Genomic DNA, 16,779 nt, shown 5'->3' on the forward strand with positions numbered 1-16,779 from the left:
AACCGCCTCATGCATGAGTAAGTGGCAAGGCAGCACAAGTTCCCTGAGTTGTACAAGAAAGGATCTATAGTACAAGAGCTGACAAGGATAGTCGCTTCTTGGCTACAAGGCAGTTCGCCGCAGGATTAGCGTCTTTGTCTCGTCAGAAATGTGGATCCAACCGATGTTTTTCGGGCAGAATCCATGGTTTTCAACTGTCCACCAAGGCCTTTTCCATGACTCCTTCGTCTTCGGTTGACGAGCACAGTTTTCGCAAGCTTTTGAGCCGTAATATCAGCCTGCCGCTGGGCATGGGTGCCCTCAGCGCGGTGTTCTTCATCGTGTTGATCACCTATCTGCTGTCGGTCATTCAATTGGTCGGGCATACCGACCGGGTGATCAATAATGCCAACGAAGCGCTGAAACTGAGCGTGGACCTGGAGACCGGCATGCGTGGCTACCTCCTGAACGGCGATGAGCATTTCCTCGAGCCCTATGAAGTCGCCAAACCGCGGATTGCCGTGGCGCTGGAAACATTGTTGGAATTGACAGCCGACAACCCCATCCAGACCGACCGCCTGCACAAGGTACAAGCGCTTCAGGTGGAATGGGCCAATTACGCCCAGAGCCTGATCGACCTGCAACGCAGCAGCGGCGATTACAGGGGCATAGTGAGGGGTGGGCGCGGCAAACGCCTGACGGACGAGATTCGCAGGACCTTCGAAGACATCGTCGAGACCGAGCAGCACCTGCGCGCGCGGCGCAACGAGGAGGTGCGCGCCACCACCGTCTGGAGCATCTCCCTGTATCTGCTGTTTGTTGCCGCCGTCAGCGGGTTACTGGCCTACGTCGGTCGCCGGGACCTGCTGACCCTGTCCAGCAACTACAGCGCGAGCCTCAAAATCCAGCAGCAGAGCGCCTTGCACCTGGAGAAACAGGCTTGGCTGCGCAATGGCCAGACACTGCTGGCCGAGCAGGTCCTGGGGCAACTGACGCTGAACCTGCTGGGGCGCAACATCCTGCAGTTTTGTGCGCAGTACATGGGTACTGTCGTGGCGGCGCTTTATACGCGGGAGGAGAACGGCCTGCTCAAGCGCGTGGCCACTTATGGCATGTCTCGGGAGGAGGATGAACAGCATCAGGTGATCATCGTCGGTGAAGGCATTGTTGGCCAAGCCGTACAGCAAGGACGTCCGATCCGCCTGGATGATGTGCCCAACGATTACCTGAAAGTCAGCTCGGGACTGGGCCAGGGCTTGCCCAATAGCGTGGTGGTGGTGCCGACCAGCGACGACGACCGGATCAACGGTGTCATCGAACTGGGTTTCCTGCGCCCACTGAGCGAGCGCGACATCGAACTGCTGGAACTGGTGGCTGGCAATATTGGCACCTCCATTGAAGCAGCGCGTTATCGTCAACGCTTGCAGGAGGTGTTGGCCGAGACCCAACAGTTGAACGAAGAGCTGCAAGTCCAGCAGGAAGAGCTCAAGACGGCCAACGAAGAGCTGGAAGAACAATCACGCATCCTCAAGGAATCCCAGGTTCACCTGGAAACCCAGCAACTGGAACTGGAGCAGACCAACGAACAATTGGCGCAGCAGCGCGACATCATGGACCAGAAGAACAGCGAGCTGAACCTGGCCCAGGTCCAATTGCAGGAACGTGCCGAAGAGCTGCAACGTTCGAGCAAGTACAAGTCCGAGTTCCTGGCCAACATGTCCCATGAACTGCGGACACCGCTCAACAGTTCGCTGATCCTGTCCAAGCTGTTGGCGGAGAACCCGCAGCAAAACCTCAGCGAAGAGCAGGTCAAGTTTGCCGAGTCGATCTACTCCGCGGGCAACGACCTGTTGAATCTGATCAACGACATTCTTGATATCTCCAAGGTCGAGGCCGGGAAACTGGAAGTGCGCCCGGAAAACACCAGTGTGCCGCGCTTGGTGGAAGGGTTGCACGATATGTTCAAGCCACTGGCGGCCGAAAAGGGCCTGGGTTTCGAGGTGGAGATGCTGGCTGACGCGCCGGCGATGTTGTACACCGACCGCCAGCGGTTGGAGCAGGTAATCAAGAACCTGTTATCCAACGCCGTGAAGTTCACCGAGCAGGGGGCCGTGCGCCTGTCTGTTGCCGGCCAGCCGGGCTCAGGCATCGCGTTCATGGTGCGCGACTCGGGTATCGGTATCGCCGCCGATCAGCAGCAAAGCATCTTTGAGGCGTTCCGCCAGGCCGATGGCACCACCAACCGCCGTTACGGCGGCACCGGTCTGGGGTTGTCGATTTCCCGCGACCTGGCCACGTTGTTGGGTGGTTCGATCTCGGTGACCAGTGAACCGGGGCAGGGCAGTGTGTTTACGCTGGTCTTGCCTGAACGCTATGTCGAGCCGGGGCCAACTCCGGCACAGCCGAGAGTATTCACCCCGACGGCCACCACGTTGGCGCCGACACCTCAGAAACCTGCGCCGGCGCCGCCGATCGCCCAGCTGGACACCTCCATCGCCCGCTTCGCCGATGACCGCGACAAGGCGCCGTTCGACACCCGCTGCATCCTGGTAATCGAAGATGAGTCTGAGTTTGCCCGGATCCTGTTCGACCTGGCCCATGAGCTCGGTTACCAGTGCCTGGTGGCCCACGGCGCCGATGAAGGCTTTGACCTGGCCTTGAAACTGAGCCCCGACGCTATTCTGCTGGACATGCGCCTGCCGGATCATTCCGGGTTGACGGTATTGCAGCGGCTCAAGGAGCAGGCCGAAACCCGGCATATCCCGGTGCACGTCATTTCCGTCGAGGATCGCGTCGAAGCGGCAATGCACATGGGCGCTGTCGGTTATGCGGTCAAGCCGACCACCCGCGAGGAGCTCAAGGACGTGTTCGCCCGCCTGGAGGCCAAATTGACCCAAAAGGTCAAGCGCGTGCTGCTGGTGGAAGACGACGACTTGCAGCGTGACAGCATTACCCGCCTGATCGGCGACGATGACATCGAAATCACCGCCGTCGGCCTGGCCCAGCAAGCGCTCGACCTGCTGCGCACCAACGTCTATGACTGCATGATCATCGACCTCAAGCTGCCGGACATGCTGGGCAATGACCTGCTCAAGCGCATGTCCACCGAAGAGATCTGTTCGTTCCCTCCGGTGATCGTCTACACCGGGCGCAACCTGACCCGCGACGAAGAGGCCGAGCTGCGCAAGTATTCGCGTTCGATCATCATCAAGGGCGCCCGCTCGCCAGAGCGCCTGCTGGACGAGGTGACACTCTTTTTGCACAAAGTCGAATCCCGGTTGTCCCATGAACGGCAGCGGATGCTCAAGACCGCCCGCAGCCGCGACAAGGTTTTCGAAGGCCGCAAGGTGCTGCTGGTGGACGACGATGTGCGCAACATCTTTGCCCTGACCAGCGCCCTGGAGGCGAAGGGGGCGATCGTGATCATCGGCCGTAACGGCTTTGAGGCGATCGACCGTTTGAATGAAGTCGAAGACATCGACCTGGTGCTGATGGACGTGATGATGCCGGAGATGGACGGTTTTGAAGCCACCGCGTTGATCCGCAAGGATCCGCGCTGGCGCAAGTTACCGATCATTGCCGTGACGGCCAAGGCCATGAAGGATGATCAGGAGCGCTGCCTGGCGGCGGGTTCCAACGATTACCTGGCCAAGCCGATCGACCTGGATCGTCTGTTCTCACTGATTCGCGTGTGGTTGCCGAATATGGAAAGAATTTAGTGGACCGTGACACTGATATTGAACTTCGGTTGTTGATCGAAGCGATCTACCTCAAGTACAGCTACGATTTTCGCGATTACTCTGGTGCGTCCATCAAGCGCCGGGTCCACCATGCGCTGCGCCAGTTCGAGTGCCGGACCATCTCGGCACTGCAGGAGCGCGTGCTGCATGACCCGGGCGCGTTCATGCAGTTGCTGCAACTGCTGACGATTCCGGTCAGCGAGATGTTTCGCGACCCAGCGCATTTCCTGGCGATCCGCGAGGAAGTGGTGCCGCTGCTCAGGACGTATCCGTCGATCAAGATCTGGATCGCCGGGTGCAGCACAGGCGAGGAGGTCTACTCCATGGCGATTCTACTGCGTGAGGAGGGCCTGCTGGATCGCACGCTCATCTATGCCACTGATATCAATCCACGCTCACTGGAAAAAGCCAAGCAAGGCATTTTTTCCCTGGAAAACATACGGGCCTACACCCAAAACTACCAGCGTGCCGGGGGGCGGCAATCGTTTGCCGATTACTACACCGCCGCCTACGATTACGCGATGTTTGATAAAACCCTGCGTGAGAACGTGACCTTTGCCGATCACAGCCTGGCAACGGATAGTGTTTTCTCAGAAACTCAGTTAATTTCATGTCGTAACGTATTGATATATTTCAATAAAAAACTTCAGGATCGTGCGTTTGGATTGTTTCATGAGTCCCTCTGCCACCGCGGTTTCCTGGTGTTGGGCAGCAAGGAGACGCTGGATTTTTCGGCTTACGGCCATCGATTCGACGCGCTGATCAAACAGGAACGGATCTATCGCAAGTTATGAATTACATGATGGACAGATCCAGATCCCGAATCGAGGCCATTGTCGTTGGCGCCTCCGCTGGCGGCGTCGAAGCGCTGCTCAAAGTCTTCGGGCACCTGCGCAAGGGGTTCGGCGTGCCAATCCTGGTGGTGCTGCATTTGCCGGATGAGCGCGATAGCCAACTGGCCAGTGTGTTCGGCCACCGGCTGGCCGTGCCGGTGGAAGAGGCGCGGGACAAGCAGGACGTCGTGCCGGGTACCTTGTACGTGGCATCGCCCGGCTACCACTTGTCGGTCGAGGCCGACCGCAGTTTGTCGTTGAGCCTGGAGGACCCGGTGCACCATTCGCGGCCGTCCATTGATGTGCTGTTCGAGTCGGCCGCCGATGTCTACGGGGCGAACCTGCTGGCGGTGGTCCTCACCGGTGCCAATAGCGACGGTGCCAAGGGGCTGGCCAGGGTCCGGGAGCTGGGCGGCGTCACGGTGGTCCAGGATCCCGACGAAGCACACGTCTCGACCATGCCCGAAGCCGCGCTGGCTCTGCATGAGCCCGACCATATCCTTACTTTGCAAGACATCGGCCAGTTGCTGGCCGGGCTGGAATGAACCACATGCCAAGAGATATTCAAGCCAAGCTGCTGATCGTTGACGATCTGCCGGAGAATCTGTTGGCCCTGGACGCGCTGATCAGGCGCGATGACCGCGAGGTCTTCACGGCCCTGTCGGCTGACGAAGCGCTGTCCCTGTTGCTGCAGCATGAGTTTGCCCTGGCCATCATTGATGTGCAGATGCCGGGAATGAACGGTTTCGAACTGGCCGAGCTGATGCGCGGTACTGAAAAGACCCGCAGCATCCCGATCATTTTTGTCAGCGCCGCGGGTCGTGAACGCAACTACGCCTTCACCGGTTATGAAAGCGGCGCGGTGGACTTCCTGCATAAGCCGTTGGACACCCACGCGGTCAAAAGCAAGGTCAATGTGTTCGTCGAGCTCTATCGCCAGAAAAAGGCAATGAAGGAACAGGTTGTTGCCCTGGAGCAGAGTCGCCGGGAGCAGGAGATTTTGTTGCAGCAGTTGGAGGCCACTCGCAGCGAGCTGGAGCAGGCAGTGCGGATGCGTGATGACTTTATGTCGATCGTCGCCCATGAGGTTCGTACTCCCCTCAATGGCCTGATCCTCGAGACGCAACTGCGCAAGATGCACTTGGCCCGGGACAACGCCGCAGCCTTCAGCCTGGACAAGGTGCGGGCGATGGTCGAACGCGATGAGCGCCAGATCAAGAGCCTGATCCGCTTGATCGAAGACATGCTGGACGTCTCGCGGATTCGCACCGGTAAGTTGTCCATCCGTCCCTCGCGCTTCAACCTGACGGCGCTGGTGCAGAACCTGTTGCACAATTTCCAGCCACAGATCGCCGCTGCCGAATGCTCATTGATCTGCACCGCGGAGCCGGAAGTGGAGGGGTTCTGGGATGAGTTCCGGGTCGAACAGGTGGTGTCGAATCTGCTGACCAACGCCTTGCGCTATGGCGGTAGAAGCCCGATCGAGGTGCGCGTCTACAAGACGCAGGACCATGCTTGCGTCGAAGTCCAGGACCACGGCATTGGCATCAGCGAAGAAAACCAGAAGCGTATCTTCCAGCAATTCGAGCGGGTGTCGTCCAAGGCGGTTGCCTCCGGCCTGGGGTTGGGGCTGTTCATCTCCGAGCAGATTGTTAGCGCTCATGGGGGGACAATCACGGTCAATAGTCGCATCAACGAAGGGGCGTTATTCCGTGTTTGCCTGCCTTTGCTGAAAACCACCTTGCACAAAACCATCGAACAGACGCAACCTCTGGGTGACCCTAAGGTCGTATCAGCAGCTATTGATCGAACAAAGGCTTCTCATGAGTGAAGATGCGCAAGACGTTGTACTGATCGTCGAGGATGACCCGTCGATCCTGATGGTGCTGTCTGCCTACCTGTCGGGCGAAGGGTATCGGATACTGCAGGCGGAAAACGGCGAGCAGGCGTTCGAGATCCTGGCAAGCAAGCCCCACCTGGACATGATGATCACCGACTTCCGCCTGCCGGGCGGCATCACCGGTGTGCAGATCGCTGAACCGGCGGTCCGGTTGCGCCCCGACCTGAAAGTCATTTTCATCAGCGGTTATCCGCAGGAAGTGCGCGAGACCGACAGCTCAATCACCCGCACGGCCCCGATCCTGGCAAAACCGTTCGACCTGGATGTGTTGCAGGAAATGATGCAGGCCATGCTGTCATAACCATCTCACCTGCCCTGTAGGAGCTGCCGAGTGCAACGAGGCTGCGATCTCGCCCCAGACAATTGAGTCGCAAGCGAAAGATCAAAAGATCGCCGCCTTCGGCAGCCTCTACAGGATCATTTCCCGCACCTTGGCCGTCAACAAATCAAAGGTGAACGGTTTGGTGATCATCTGCATGCCCGGGTCCAGGAAGCCGCCACGGACCGCCGCATGCTCGGCATACCCGGTGATGAACAACACCCGCAGGTCCGGGCGGATCTGCCGGCCGATTTCCGCCAGTTGCCGGCCATTCATGCCCGGCAGGCCTACGTCGCTGATCAACAGATCGATGCGTTGGTCGGACTGGAGCAGCGGCATCGCGCCGTCGGCGTCGGCGGCCTCGACAAACGCATAGCCCAGTTCGCTCAACACGGCACTGACCAGCACCCGTACCGCCGGATCGTCCTCGACGATCAGCACCGTCTCGCCATCCCGCGCATGCGGCGCGTGCGGGGTGACGACCGGGGGCTCCTGTATCGCTTCACCGACGAAGCGTGGCAGGTAAAGATTGACCGTGGTGCCCTTGCCGACTTCGCTGTCGATCGTCACATGGCCACGCGATTGCTTGCTGAACCCATAGATCATCGACAGGCCCAGCCCGGTGCCCTGGCCGATGGGCTTGGTGGTGAAGAATGGGTCGAATGCGCGATTGATGACCGCTTCGGGCATGCCGCAACCAGTGTCCCGGACACTCAGCACGACATAGTCGCCGGGCTCCAGGTTACTGTAGGCGTCGGTGAAACCGGCATCCAAGTGTCGGTTGAACGTCTGAACCACCAGCTCTCCGCCGTCCGGCATGGCGTCACGGGCGTTGAGTACCAGGTTAAGTAACGCGCTTTCCAGTTGGTTGGGGTCGGCTTCGGCGATCCAGAGCTGATCGTCCAGTTGCATGTCCAGCCGCACGCTCTCATTGAGGCTGCGTTGCAGCAGCTCCCCCATGGACAGCACCAGTGTATTCATCTGCACGGCTTTTGAATCCAGCGATTGTCGGCGGGAGAAGGCCAGCAAGCGATGGGTCAGGCCGGCGGCGCGGTTGGCCGAGGTCACGCCGAGGTCGATCAGGCTGTCCAGGTCCTCGGTGCGGCCCCGGGCCAGGCGCCGGCGCAGCAACTCAAGGCTGCCGATGATTCCGGTGAGCATGTTGTTGAAGTCATGGGCAATGCCGCCAGTGAGCTGGCCGACGGCTTCCATTTTCTGCGACTGGCGCAGGGCTTCTTCGTTATGCCGCAATTGGGCCGTGCGTTCCTCCACCTGCTGCTCGAGGGTTTCGAGGATCGTTTGCAGGCGCAGTTCACTGTTGCTGAGGTCGATCAGGCGGTCCCGGGCTTCGTACTGCCTTCGGCGACCGCGTACGGCAGTGGTCACCAGGCTCACCAGGGTCACCGGGTGAAAAGGGCGCTCGAGGAACGTCACGTTACCCAGTTGGGCACCGATGCGGGCTGCCGGGTTCTGTTCAGGGCCGCCGTGGTGGGTCAACAGGACGATGGGCAGGTCGGACCAGGCCGGTTGCTGTTCGATATGCAGGAGCAGGGTTTCGAGGTCCGGCCCGACCAGGGCCTCCGAGGACACCACCAACAGGCCGGCACCGTGCTCCAGTTCTTCGCACAGGTGCCCCAGATGGCGACAGATGAGGCCGGCAAAGCCGGCTTCGTTGAGGATCATCAGGGCGATCTGGCTGTCCCGTCCCAGCGGTGCGAGGATCAATGCCCGCTCCGACAGGGGCTCGGCCAACGTCACGGTAAGTCATCCTTGAGCAGCGGGTTATCCGCTCCCACATAGTTTGGCACCCCACGCAATACGCCCTGGAACGCTTCCAGCGGTTCGCCGATGGTCATGCCCTGGGGGCTGATGCGGTATTCGCGAATGGTGGATTCGTGGCTGCCGGTGCGTTTCTTGATGATGGATATCGCGCGGCGGACCTTGCCCAGCGCCTCGAAATAACGCAACAGAATCACCGTGTCGGCCAGGTAGGTAATGTCCACAGGCGCCTGCATGTCGCCCACCAGGCCGTGTTGTGCCACGGTCATGAAGGTCGCCGCGCCCCTGCGGTTCAGATAGAGCAGCAGCTCATGCACATGCAGCACCAGGGCGTTTTCCTCCGGCATGGCGGCCTGGTAGCCGTTGATACTGTCGATCACAACGGTCTTGATGTTGCCTTCATCGACGCAGCTGCGCACCCGATGTGAGAATTCGCCGGGGGACAGCTCGGCGGCGTCCACCTGTTCGATCACCAGGTTTCCGGTCCTTCTCAGCGCCTCCAGGTCGATGCCTACGTTCTTCATGCGCTCGAACAGCAGGCCCAACTCTTCGTCGAAGATGAACAGCGCGGCTTTCTCGCCGCGCTGCACGGCAGCGGCGGCAAAGATCATCGAAATCAAGGACTTGCCGGTGCCGGCGGGACCCAGGATCAACGTGCTGGAGCCGGTCTCGATACCGCCACCGAGCAGGGCGTCCACGCCATCCAGGCCGCTGGAGAGCTGTTGGCGCAGGTACTGCCCGCGGTGTTCGGCTGCCACCAGGCGCGGAAAAACATGGATGCCGTCGCCCATGATGGTGAAATCATGAAAGCCACCGCGGTATTTTTGCCCGCGATATTTCACCACCCGGATCCGCCGCCGCTCGGCGCCATAATTGGGGGTCAGTTCTTCCAGGCGGATCACCCCGTGGGCGACGCTGTGCACGGTCTTGTCCAGGGACTCGGTGGTCAAGTCGTCCAGCAGCAACACCGTAGCGTCATAGCGCACGAAGTAGTGTTTGATCGCCAGGATCTGGCGGCGATAGCGCAGGGAGCTTTGCGCCAGCAGGCGGATCTCCGACAGGCTGTCGAGCACCACCCGGGTCGGCTTGACGCGCTCGACCACTTCGAAGATCTGGCGGGTCGCTTCGCCCAGCTCCAGGTCCGAGGAGTACAACAGGCTTTGTTGATGCTCGGCATTGAGCAGGCTTTCGGGCGGGGTCAGCTCGAAAATATGAACGTTCTCATCGATGGTCCAGCCGTGGGATGCCGCGCCCTGGCGCAGTTCACGCTCGGTTTCCGACAGCGTGATGTACAACGAACGTTCACCGGCTTTGGCGCCGGCCAGCAGGAATTGCAACGCGACCGTGGTCTTGCCGGTCCCCGGTTCCCCTTCCAGCAGGAACACATGGCCGCGGGACAGGCCACCGCAAAGGATATCGTCCAACCCTTCAATACCGGTGGCGGCTTTTGCGCTGATCAACTCAATAGATGTAGACAAAAATAGCCCTCTCATGACTAGGGAAGTGGGCAGCAGGCTGGAGTACGCCTGAGAATGAACTGCCTGAACACTTGACCTTTTGCGATGATGGCGGTTCCGCTTTCTGTTGCAAAACGAGGTCTACTGCACAATTTCTGGCTGGTGGTGCGATGCCTACAGGCCTTGCTGCAAGGCCGGATCGTCGGGGTTGAGCTGCTCGAGTTGGGCCAGCAGGATCTGCACATTCTGCAATTGTCCGGTCTCCTTCCAGTAGTTGATCAACAACACTCGGGCCTTGCGGTCGGCGGGGTAGCGCTGGACGATTTCCTGTAGCTGTTTCTGCGCGGCTTCCAGTTCCTGCTCGGCGTGCAGGGTGGTTGCCAGGTCATAACGGTATGTGCGGTTATTGGGTTCAAGTTCCACGGCTTTTGCCAGGCCCAGTACCGCGTATTCGTTCTGGCCATGTTGCAGCAGCCACAGGCCCAATGCATGTTGCAGATAAGCCGAGTCCGGTTGGGTTTGCAACTGCCGGGCGAGCAAATGTCTTGCGGCTTCGCCCTGGCCCTGTTTGTCCAGCACTTCGATCTGCATGACCAACGCCGGCAGGTTGTCCGGTTGCAGGCGCAAGGTGTGTTCCAGCGCCTGCTGGGCCTTTTTCAGCTCGGCGTTGTGCAAGTGCAGGCGGGCAAGCTGATAGTGCGACTCGGCCGTTTGCGGGCCGTCTTCAAGCACCTGCTCCCAGGTGTCGATGGCGAGCTGCATCGCGCCGAAATACAAGCCGAGGTCATCCGGTGACGAACCCAGTAGTGCGTTCACGGCGGCGAATCGGACGCTCTGGTCATCATCATCGAGCAACGGTCCCAGCAATAGGCTGCGTTGGCCTGTCGGCACCAGCCCGACGATGCTGCCAATGGCCGCTCGACGTACATCTGGCGATTCGCTGTGCAGGTCCGCGGCCGCCAGTTTGAGGGCCTGAGGGCTTGGGTAGTTGGGCAACTCGGCGTGCAGCCACACGCGCCGCTTGGGTGAGAGGTCCGGGCGTCCCAGTTGTTGATAAAGCATTCGCGCCGCGCCCGGCTGCCCGTTGCGGGCCTTTTCCAGGGCTTCACTGTAGCCACGCTTGATCGCCTCGGGGATCTGCGGGGTAGTGCTGCGTAGCCACACCGCGAGGAGACCGATCACCAACAGGACGGACAGGCTGATAAGCAGATAGCGGCGGGGCAGATGCATGCAGGAAATCCATAACCAGAAGCGCGAAATGTCGCAAGCTTCGGCCAGGTGCGGGCCTGAGTCAAACCTTAAGGACGCTTCGGGTGATGCCGTGGGCTTCAACCAGACCGCGTCATCGTTGATCGCGAGCAAGCTCGCTCCCACAGGGATTGGTTGTGGAAGCAGACTTTGTGATTGCCCGCAAACCAATGTGGGAGCGAGCTTGCTCGCGATGGCGGCGGCACATTCAACATTTGAGCAGGCAGCTCTACCACTATTGCCGGAAGAGCCCGGCTCCCAAACTCAAACCTCCGGCAACGTCGAACCGCCGTCGACCACCAGGGTTTGTCCGGTGACATAGGCGGCCAGGTCCGAGGCCAGGAACAGCATGGCCCCAGCGATGTCGCTCGGCTTGCCGAGGCGCCCCAGCGGTACCCGGCGGGCGATGTCCTGGTTGACTTCATCGTCCCCGAGGTTGGCCATGGCCGGTGTTGCGATCATGCCGGGCTCGACACCGTTGACCCGCACATTCTCAGCGGCCAGTTCCAGCGCCGCGTTACGAATGAAACCGTTGACCCCGGCCTTCGACGCCGCGTAGTGGCTCAGGCCCGGATACGCGACCCGCGGGCCGGTGACCGAGGAGGTCACCAGCACGCAACCCTGGCCCTGGCGCCGGAACATCGGCAGCGCGGCCTGGGTCAGCCAGAACAGCGCCGACAGGTTCACCGCCAGCGTTCGCTCAAGCAGCAGCGGCGTGATCCGGGCGAAGGGCGTCAGCGGGAAATACCCGGCGTTATGCACCAGGATATCCAGCCTGCCCAAGCGTTGCTCCAGCCCGGCCATCATCCCGGAGATCGCCGTAGCGTCGGCCAGGTCGACGCCCACGGCTTCCACCTGACAACCCTCGGCAGTCAATTGACTCGCCACTGCCTCGGCTTGCGCCAGGCCCAGGTCGGCGATCACCACGCAGGCCCCGCGCAGGGCGAAGGCTTCAACGATGGCCCGGCCAATGCCTTGGGCGCCGCCGGTCACCAGCACGGTTTTTCCGCTGAAATCCAGATCCTCAGGCATGGGCTTGCTCCATCCGACTGAAAGCCAGGGTTGGCACATCTACGATGCTGGAACCGCCGTCGGCCACCAACGTCGCACCCGTGATGATCGAGGCTTGTTCCGAAGCGAGGAAGCGACAGACATTGGCAATCTCCTGCGCGCTGGCGGGGCGGCGCAATGGCACATCGGCGCAGACCCGGTCGTAGGCCTGTTGCAGCGTCTCGCCATGAAACTGCATCAATACCTGCATTTCCTCATCGGCCATCGGCGTGCGGACCCAGCCAGGGCAGACGGCGTTGACCCGCACGCCTTTGGGACCATAGTCCCGTGCCAGGGAGCGGTTCAGGCCCAGTAGCGCATGCTTGGCGGTGGTGTAGCCGCAGACTTGGGGGCCTGCCGCCAATGACGCAATGGAGGCGATCAGCACAATGTTGCCAGCGTTTTCCCGCAGCAGCGGCAGGCAAGCCCGGGCGCTGTAGAAGGCGCTGTCGAGGTTGCTGCGCAGGGCCGCTTCCCAGGACGGCGGGCTGGTCTCGGTGGCGCTGCCCAGCCCCATGCCGCCGGCACAGGCCAGCAACACATCGAGTCGGCCATAGCGCTCGCGGATCTGCGCGATGAAGCCGTCCCAGGTCGTCGGGCAGGCCGCATCGCCCACCAGCACCAGGCCGCCGATTTCCCTGGCCAGTTGCTCCAGGGGCTCGCGACGCCTGCCGATCAACACCAGGTTGGCGCCTTCGGCGGCATACGATCGGGCGCAGGCGGCACCGATGCCGGTGCCTGCGCCGGTGATCACGACGGTGCGTAATTCAGGCATCGGGATACTCCGTCCGGTTGAGCACCTGGCAGTAGGAGCTGACCGGGAAATTGGAAAACTCATCGAAGGAGGCGCCGGCGTAGCCGAAGATCTTGCCGTCGCTGCGGTGTTGTTGCAGGTCGATCAGCACCAGGCCCAGGGTTGGGATGATCTTTTCCCGCCAGACGAACAGGTACAACTGATCGGCGATCTTGTAGGTGTCGCAGCGATCGGTGTCGCACAGGCCTTGTTCAACGCCCTTGAGGCATTGCCACGAATAGAACTGGTCGTTGAGGTAAATGTGTTCATAGACCTCGCTCGGGCTGTAGCGATACAGGTTGCGCAGCCCCACCAGTTCGCTGGTCGGGGCGTGCGGGCACAGGCCTGGCTGCCAGGGGCGGTCGAGGCTGCCGTGGAGGAACTGCACTTCAACCGAGGTCAGTGGCTTGCCGGCCAAGGCGCGGCTGTAAAGGCCTTCACGGGTTTGCTCCGGCGCGGGCATACGGCCGATCACGGCGGTGAATGCAGCGCTGGCGGTATCGAGCACAAGGCTGACCGAAAAGGTTTGCGCGCCTTCACCCTTGAGGAAATCCACCAGGTACAGACCTGGGCGTACCGACGTGGCCCGATAGACCGCGGTGCCGCTGGAGTGCCCGTCAGCCGCGTCCCAGGACACGGTGTCTTGTTCAAATCGATGCTCGATCTGCCAGCCATTGGCGAAATTCAGGGTGAAGGTCTTGCCCTTCAGATCCGCCAGGTTGGGCAGGATGAAGGCTTCAGGGGCGAAGCCGTCGGCCAGGGCGCCGACGGTGATCCAGTCTGTAGGTGTGCTCATTGCAAGGCTCCGGTTGGGTGAGATAGCCACCCGGATCATGCGGTTCTGAGCAACGGCGGCCTATCAACCGTATGGTTGAACTGCGCTAGAGGAACAGGGCACTGACCAACTCGGTACGACTGCTCACGCCAACCTTGCGGAACAGGTTGATCAGGTGAGTCTTGATGGTCGGCAAGCCCACATCCAACTCCCGAGCCAACTGTTTGTTGCTTACGCCTTGGCGCAGCAGCAAGGCAATCTGGCGTTCCTTGGGCGTCAGGTCGCTTAATGCGTCCTCATGGGCTGGCAGATAGGCGACCGCCAGTTGCAGCAAGGCCTGTAACGCGTTGAGTTGGGTCAACTGCTGGTGGGTGAAAACGCCTTGGTCGACAGTGCGCAATAACGAAATGGCAGCTTGAGGCTGACCGTCCCGATGGGCGAAGACTTCCACGACATCTACCACGCCGTAGCGCTGCAAGAAGCTGCGATAGCGCTCGCTGTCCCGCATCGGTTGGCGGGCCATGGCCAGGCCCAGCGGCACCACGGCCAGGTCGCTGGACACGTAGTATCGCGGTTGCAGCGGGTCGAACTGGCGGTAGTGGTCCAGATAGTCGCGATGCATCTCGCCGCTCATGCCCTGCAAGCTGAAGTCATGGGCCTGCAGGTGCCGGTCGACGCAGTAGAAGGCCGCCCGGCTGGCGGGAATGAGCTGGGTGAACGCGTGCAGGCAGTGGCCGGCGATGTCCTGGGTGGGGATGACGTTCATGGTCGCGACCTTCGTCAAAAGGGCCGCCGCTGGGGCCGGCGGCCGGGTCCGATCAGGCTACCGCGAAGTAGTGTTTGACGAAACTTTCGCTGACCACTTCCCACAGCACGGGCGTGCCCTTGGTCACGAACCAGCTGTCGCCCGCCTGGTAGCGGGTGCTTTGGCCGGTGGCTTCGTCGGTGAGCACCACTTCGCCGGTGACCACGGTGGCTTGTTCGCAGAACGGATAAACCATTCGGAACTTGCCCTGTGTCGTGCCGAAGTAGGCACTACTGATCGGGTCGTTCGGTGCGCCAAAGGTCATCTTGCCGAAGGCTTTGACTTCGCCTTCGAGAATTTGTGAGCCGAGATCGGCGACGGTGCCCCAGGCGTCCAGTTCGGACAGCTGGATGTCTTTTTTGAGGGTGATGAGGGGCATGGCAGTGACTCCTGGTGATTGAAATAACAAAGGTGGGGTGTGTCCAGTGCCAGTCAGTTAAACCTCGCTCCCACAAGGGGTTGCTTAACTGACCGACATCCAGGGGTGTCTGGCCGTCAGCGACGGCCATTCCAGTAACCCGACAGCTGATGCCAGGACTTGCCGGCGGTCAGTAGCAGTGGGCGGATGGCGTCTTTGCCGATGATGGTCGGGCGGTGGATCGAGCTGACCAGGTCGTAGCGCGCCGAGCCCTCGCTCATGCCTTCGGCCAGCACCTTGCAGATGATGTGGCTCGGCGTGACGCCAAAGCCTGAGTAACCCTGGACGAAAAACGCATTGCTGCGACCGGGCAGGGTGCCGATTTGCGGGAACAGGTTCGGACTGCACGCCATCGGGCCGCCCCAGGCCAGGTCGATCTTCACGTCCTTGAGATACGGGAAAATCTTCAGCATCAGGCGTCGGTTCCAAGCCTTGAGGTCCTGGGGAATATGCTCCACCAAGGGCGTGGCGGCACCGAACAGCAGGCGGTTTTCGTTGGTGACGCGGTAGTAGTCGATCACCGGGCGAATATCGCTGTAGGCGCCGCGAATCGGGCTGATGCGCTGGATCAGTTCGTCCGACAACGGCTCGGTCATCATCTGGAAGGCGTAGGTGTTGATGGTCGAGCGGTGCAGCTCCGGCTCCAGCTTGTTGAGGAAACTGTCGCAGGCCCAGAGCAGCTTGCTGGCCTTGACCGAACCGCGGCCGGTACGCACGGTGATCCGTTCGCCATAGCTGACCTCCAGGGCCGGGCTGTTTTCGAAAATTCGCACGCCGTGGCTGACCAGCGCCTTGGCTTCACCCAGCAGCAGGTTCAGCGAATGCACGTGCCCACCACCCATGTGCAGCAAGGCGCTGCCATAGGCCTTGGAACCGATGATCTGCTGCACGTCGGAGCCGCCGAGAAAGCGGATCTCGTGCTTGCTATTGACCGACTTGAAGTCTTTTTCCCAGGCTCGCAGGGTTTTTTCCTGGCGAGCGTTGAAGCCCATATAGCCGTAGCCGTGGCAGAAGTCGGCATCGATGGCGTACTTGGCAATGCGGTCCTTGATGATGTCCGCGCCCAGGTCGCTGATCTCGAAGATCTGGCGCAGGCCTTCTTCACCGACGTCCTTCTTGATTTTTTCCAGGTCATGACCGATGCCGGCCATGATCTGCCCGCCGTTGCGCCCGGTGCCGCCGAAGCCCAGGTAACGCGCCTCCAGCACCACGATGTTGGTGATGCCTTTTTCGGCGAGCTCCAGCGCGGTATTGATGCCGGAGAAACCGCCGCCAATCACCACAACGTCGGCTTCCACATCCTGTTCCAGGGTAGGGAAGCTGAGGTTGTATTTCTTGGTGGCCGTGTAATAGGTGGGCGTTTCGATATTGATCATGACGCAACCTGACAAAGTGAAAGGAAACTCCGTTGCAGCGCCTTCGCAAAGCGCTGCATGCGTTGGCCCTATTAAGAGCCCTGGCGGGAACGCCTGTCTTGATCATCCGTGCCGGGGTATTTGATCGAGCGCGCCATGTGGCTGAAACCGGCGCCATGAAAAGTACAATCTTGGATCTGGAAGGTGCATTTTTCGCTGGCTCTCGATTACCCATACTGGAGCGGCCTTAATCATTGATCCCGCCGTTTCCGCACCCTCAGGTTGCCGGGAAAACGCGGGATCGGTAGATGCCAATAATAAAAGAGCC

Annotated in this window: 14 protein-coding genes; 5 read left to right on the plus strand and 9 right to left on the minus strand. The window is 60.7% G+C overall.

From position 1 onward, the window contains the following. The first annotated feature begins 215 nt into the window (after nt 1-215). Genes EPZ47_RS13655 through EPZ47_RS13675 form a run of 5 tightly spaced genes read left to right on the plus strand, consistent with a single transcriptional unit; the run spans nt 216 to nt 6,753 of the window. Nucleotides 216-3,698, plus strand: coding sequence for a response regulator (locus tag EPZ47_RS13655; RefSeq protein WP_135845259.1), 3,483 nt, complete (start codon nt 216-218; stop codon nt 3,696-3,698). Beyond that, a complete protein-coding gene (locus EPZ47_RS13660) occupies nt 3,698-4,513 on the plus strand; it encodes a CheR family methyltransferase (RefSeq protein ID WP_135847986.1) in 816 nt (271 codons plus the stop codon). The genes EPZ47_RS13655 and EPZ47_RS13660 overlap by 1 nt, the downstream gene beginning before the upstream one ends. Then, nucleotides 4,510-5,097, plus strand: a complete 588-nt coding sequence (locus EPZ47_RS13665) for a chemotaxis protein CheB (RefSeq protein WP_135845260.1) — start codon at nt 4,510-4,512, stop codon at nt 5,095-5,097. The genes EPZ47_RS13660 and EPZ47_RS13665 overlap by 4 nt, the downstream gene beginning before the upstream one ends. A gap of 5 nt (nt 5,098-5,102) precedes the next feature. Continuing rightward, nucleotides 5,103-6,383 carry a hybrid sensor histidine kinase/response regulator gene (locus EPZ47_RS13670; RefSeq protein ID WP_135845261.1) on the plus strand — a complete coding sequence of 427 codons (1,281 nt, stop codon included), beginning with the start codon at nt 5,103-5,105 and terminating at the stop codon, nt 6,381-6,383. Continuing rightward, nucleotides 6,376-6,753 (plus strand): response regulator, encoded by a 378-nt coding sequence (locus EPZ47_RS13675; protein ID WP_135845262.1) that lies wholly within the window; start codon nt 6,376-6,378, stop codon nt 6,751-6,753. The genes EPZ47_RS13670 and EPZ47_RS13675 overlap by 8 nt, the downstream gene beginning before the upstream one ends. Before the next feature lie 108 nt (nt 6,754-6,861). On the opposite strand, the gene EPZ47_RS13680 is transcribed toward EPZ47_RS13675, so the two are convergent. From EPZ47_RS13680 to EPZ47_RS13720, 9 genes are all read right to left on the minus strand, one after another. After that, a complete protein-coding gene (locus EPZ47_RS13680) occupies nt 6,862-8,529 on the minus strand; it encodes an ATP-binding protein (protein ID WP_135845263.1) in 1,668 nt (555 codons plus the stop codon). After that, a complete protein-coding gene (locus tag EPZ47_RS13685) occupies nt 8,526-10,028 on the minus strand; it encodes an ATPase domain-containing protein (protein ID WP_135845264.1) in 1,503 nt (500 codons plus the stop codon). Before EPZ47_RS13685 ends, EPZ47_RS13680 begins: the two co-directional genes overlap by 4 nt. Before the next feature lie 153 nt (nt 10,029-10,181). Further along, entirely contained in the window at nt 10,182-11,237 is a 1,056-nt protein-coding gene (locus EPZ47_RS13690; RefSeq protein WP_135845265.1) for a tetratricopeptide repeat protein, read from the minus strand. Nucleotides 11,238-11,519: 282 nt separating this feature from the next. After that, nucleotides 11,520-12,287, minus strand: coding sequence for an SDR family oxidoreductase (locus EPZ47_RS13695; RefSeq protein WP_135845266.1), 768 nt, complete (start codon nt 12,285-12,287; stop codon nt 11,520-11,522). Continuing rightward, nucleotides 12,280-13,080 carry an SDR family NAD(P)-dependent oxidoreductase gene (locus EPZ47_RS13700; protein WP_135845267.1) on the minus strand — a complete coding sequence of 267 codons (801 nt, stop codon included), beginning with the start codon at nt 13,078-13,080 and terminating at the stop codon, nt 12,280-12,282. The genes EPZ47_RS13695 and EPZ47_RS13700 overlap by 8 nt, the downstream gene beginning before the upstream one ends. After that, on the minus strand, nt 13,073-13,894 hold the full coding sequence (locus EPZ47_RS13705) for a molybdenum cofactor biosynthesis F family protein (RefSeq protein ID WP_135845268.1): 822 nt from the start codon (nt 13,892-13,894) through the stop codon (nt 13,073-13,075). Before EPZ47_RS13705 ends, EPZ47_RS13700 begins: the two co-directional genes overlap by 8 nt. An 85-nt stretch (nt 13,895-13,979) precedes the next feature. Continuing rightward, a complete protein-coding gene (locus EPZ47_RS13710) occupies nt 13,980-14,639 on the minus strand; it encodes a helix-turn-helix transcriptional regulator (protein WP_135845269.1) in 660 nt (219 codons plus the stop codon). 52 nt (nt 14,640-14,691) lie between these two features. Further along, nucleotides 14,692-15,057 (minus strand): cupin domain-containing protein, encoded by a 366-nt coding sequence (locus EPZ47_RS13715; protein ID WP_135845270.1) that lies wholly within the window; start codon nt 15,055-15,057, stop codon nt 14,692-14,694. Between the two features lie 116 nt (nt 15,058-15,173). Next, nucleotides 15,174-16,472, minus strand: coding sequence for an NAD(P)/FAD-dependent oxidoreductase (locus tag EPZ47_RS13720; protein ID WP_135845271.1), 1,299 nt, complete (start codon nt 16,470-16,472; stop codon nt 15,174-15,176). Between the last annotated feature and the right edge of the window lie 307 nt (nt 16,473-16,779).

It is taken from the genome of Pseudomonas viciae (assembly GCF_004786035.1).
GTDB lineage: Bacteria > Pseudomonadota > Gammaproteobacteria > Pseudomonadales > Pseudomonadaceae > Aquipseudomonas > Aquipseudomonas viciae.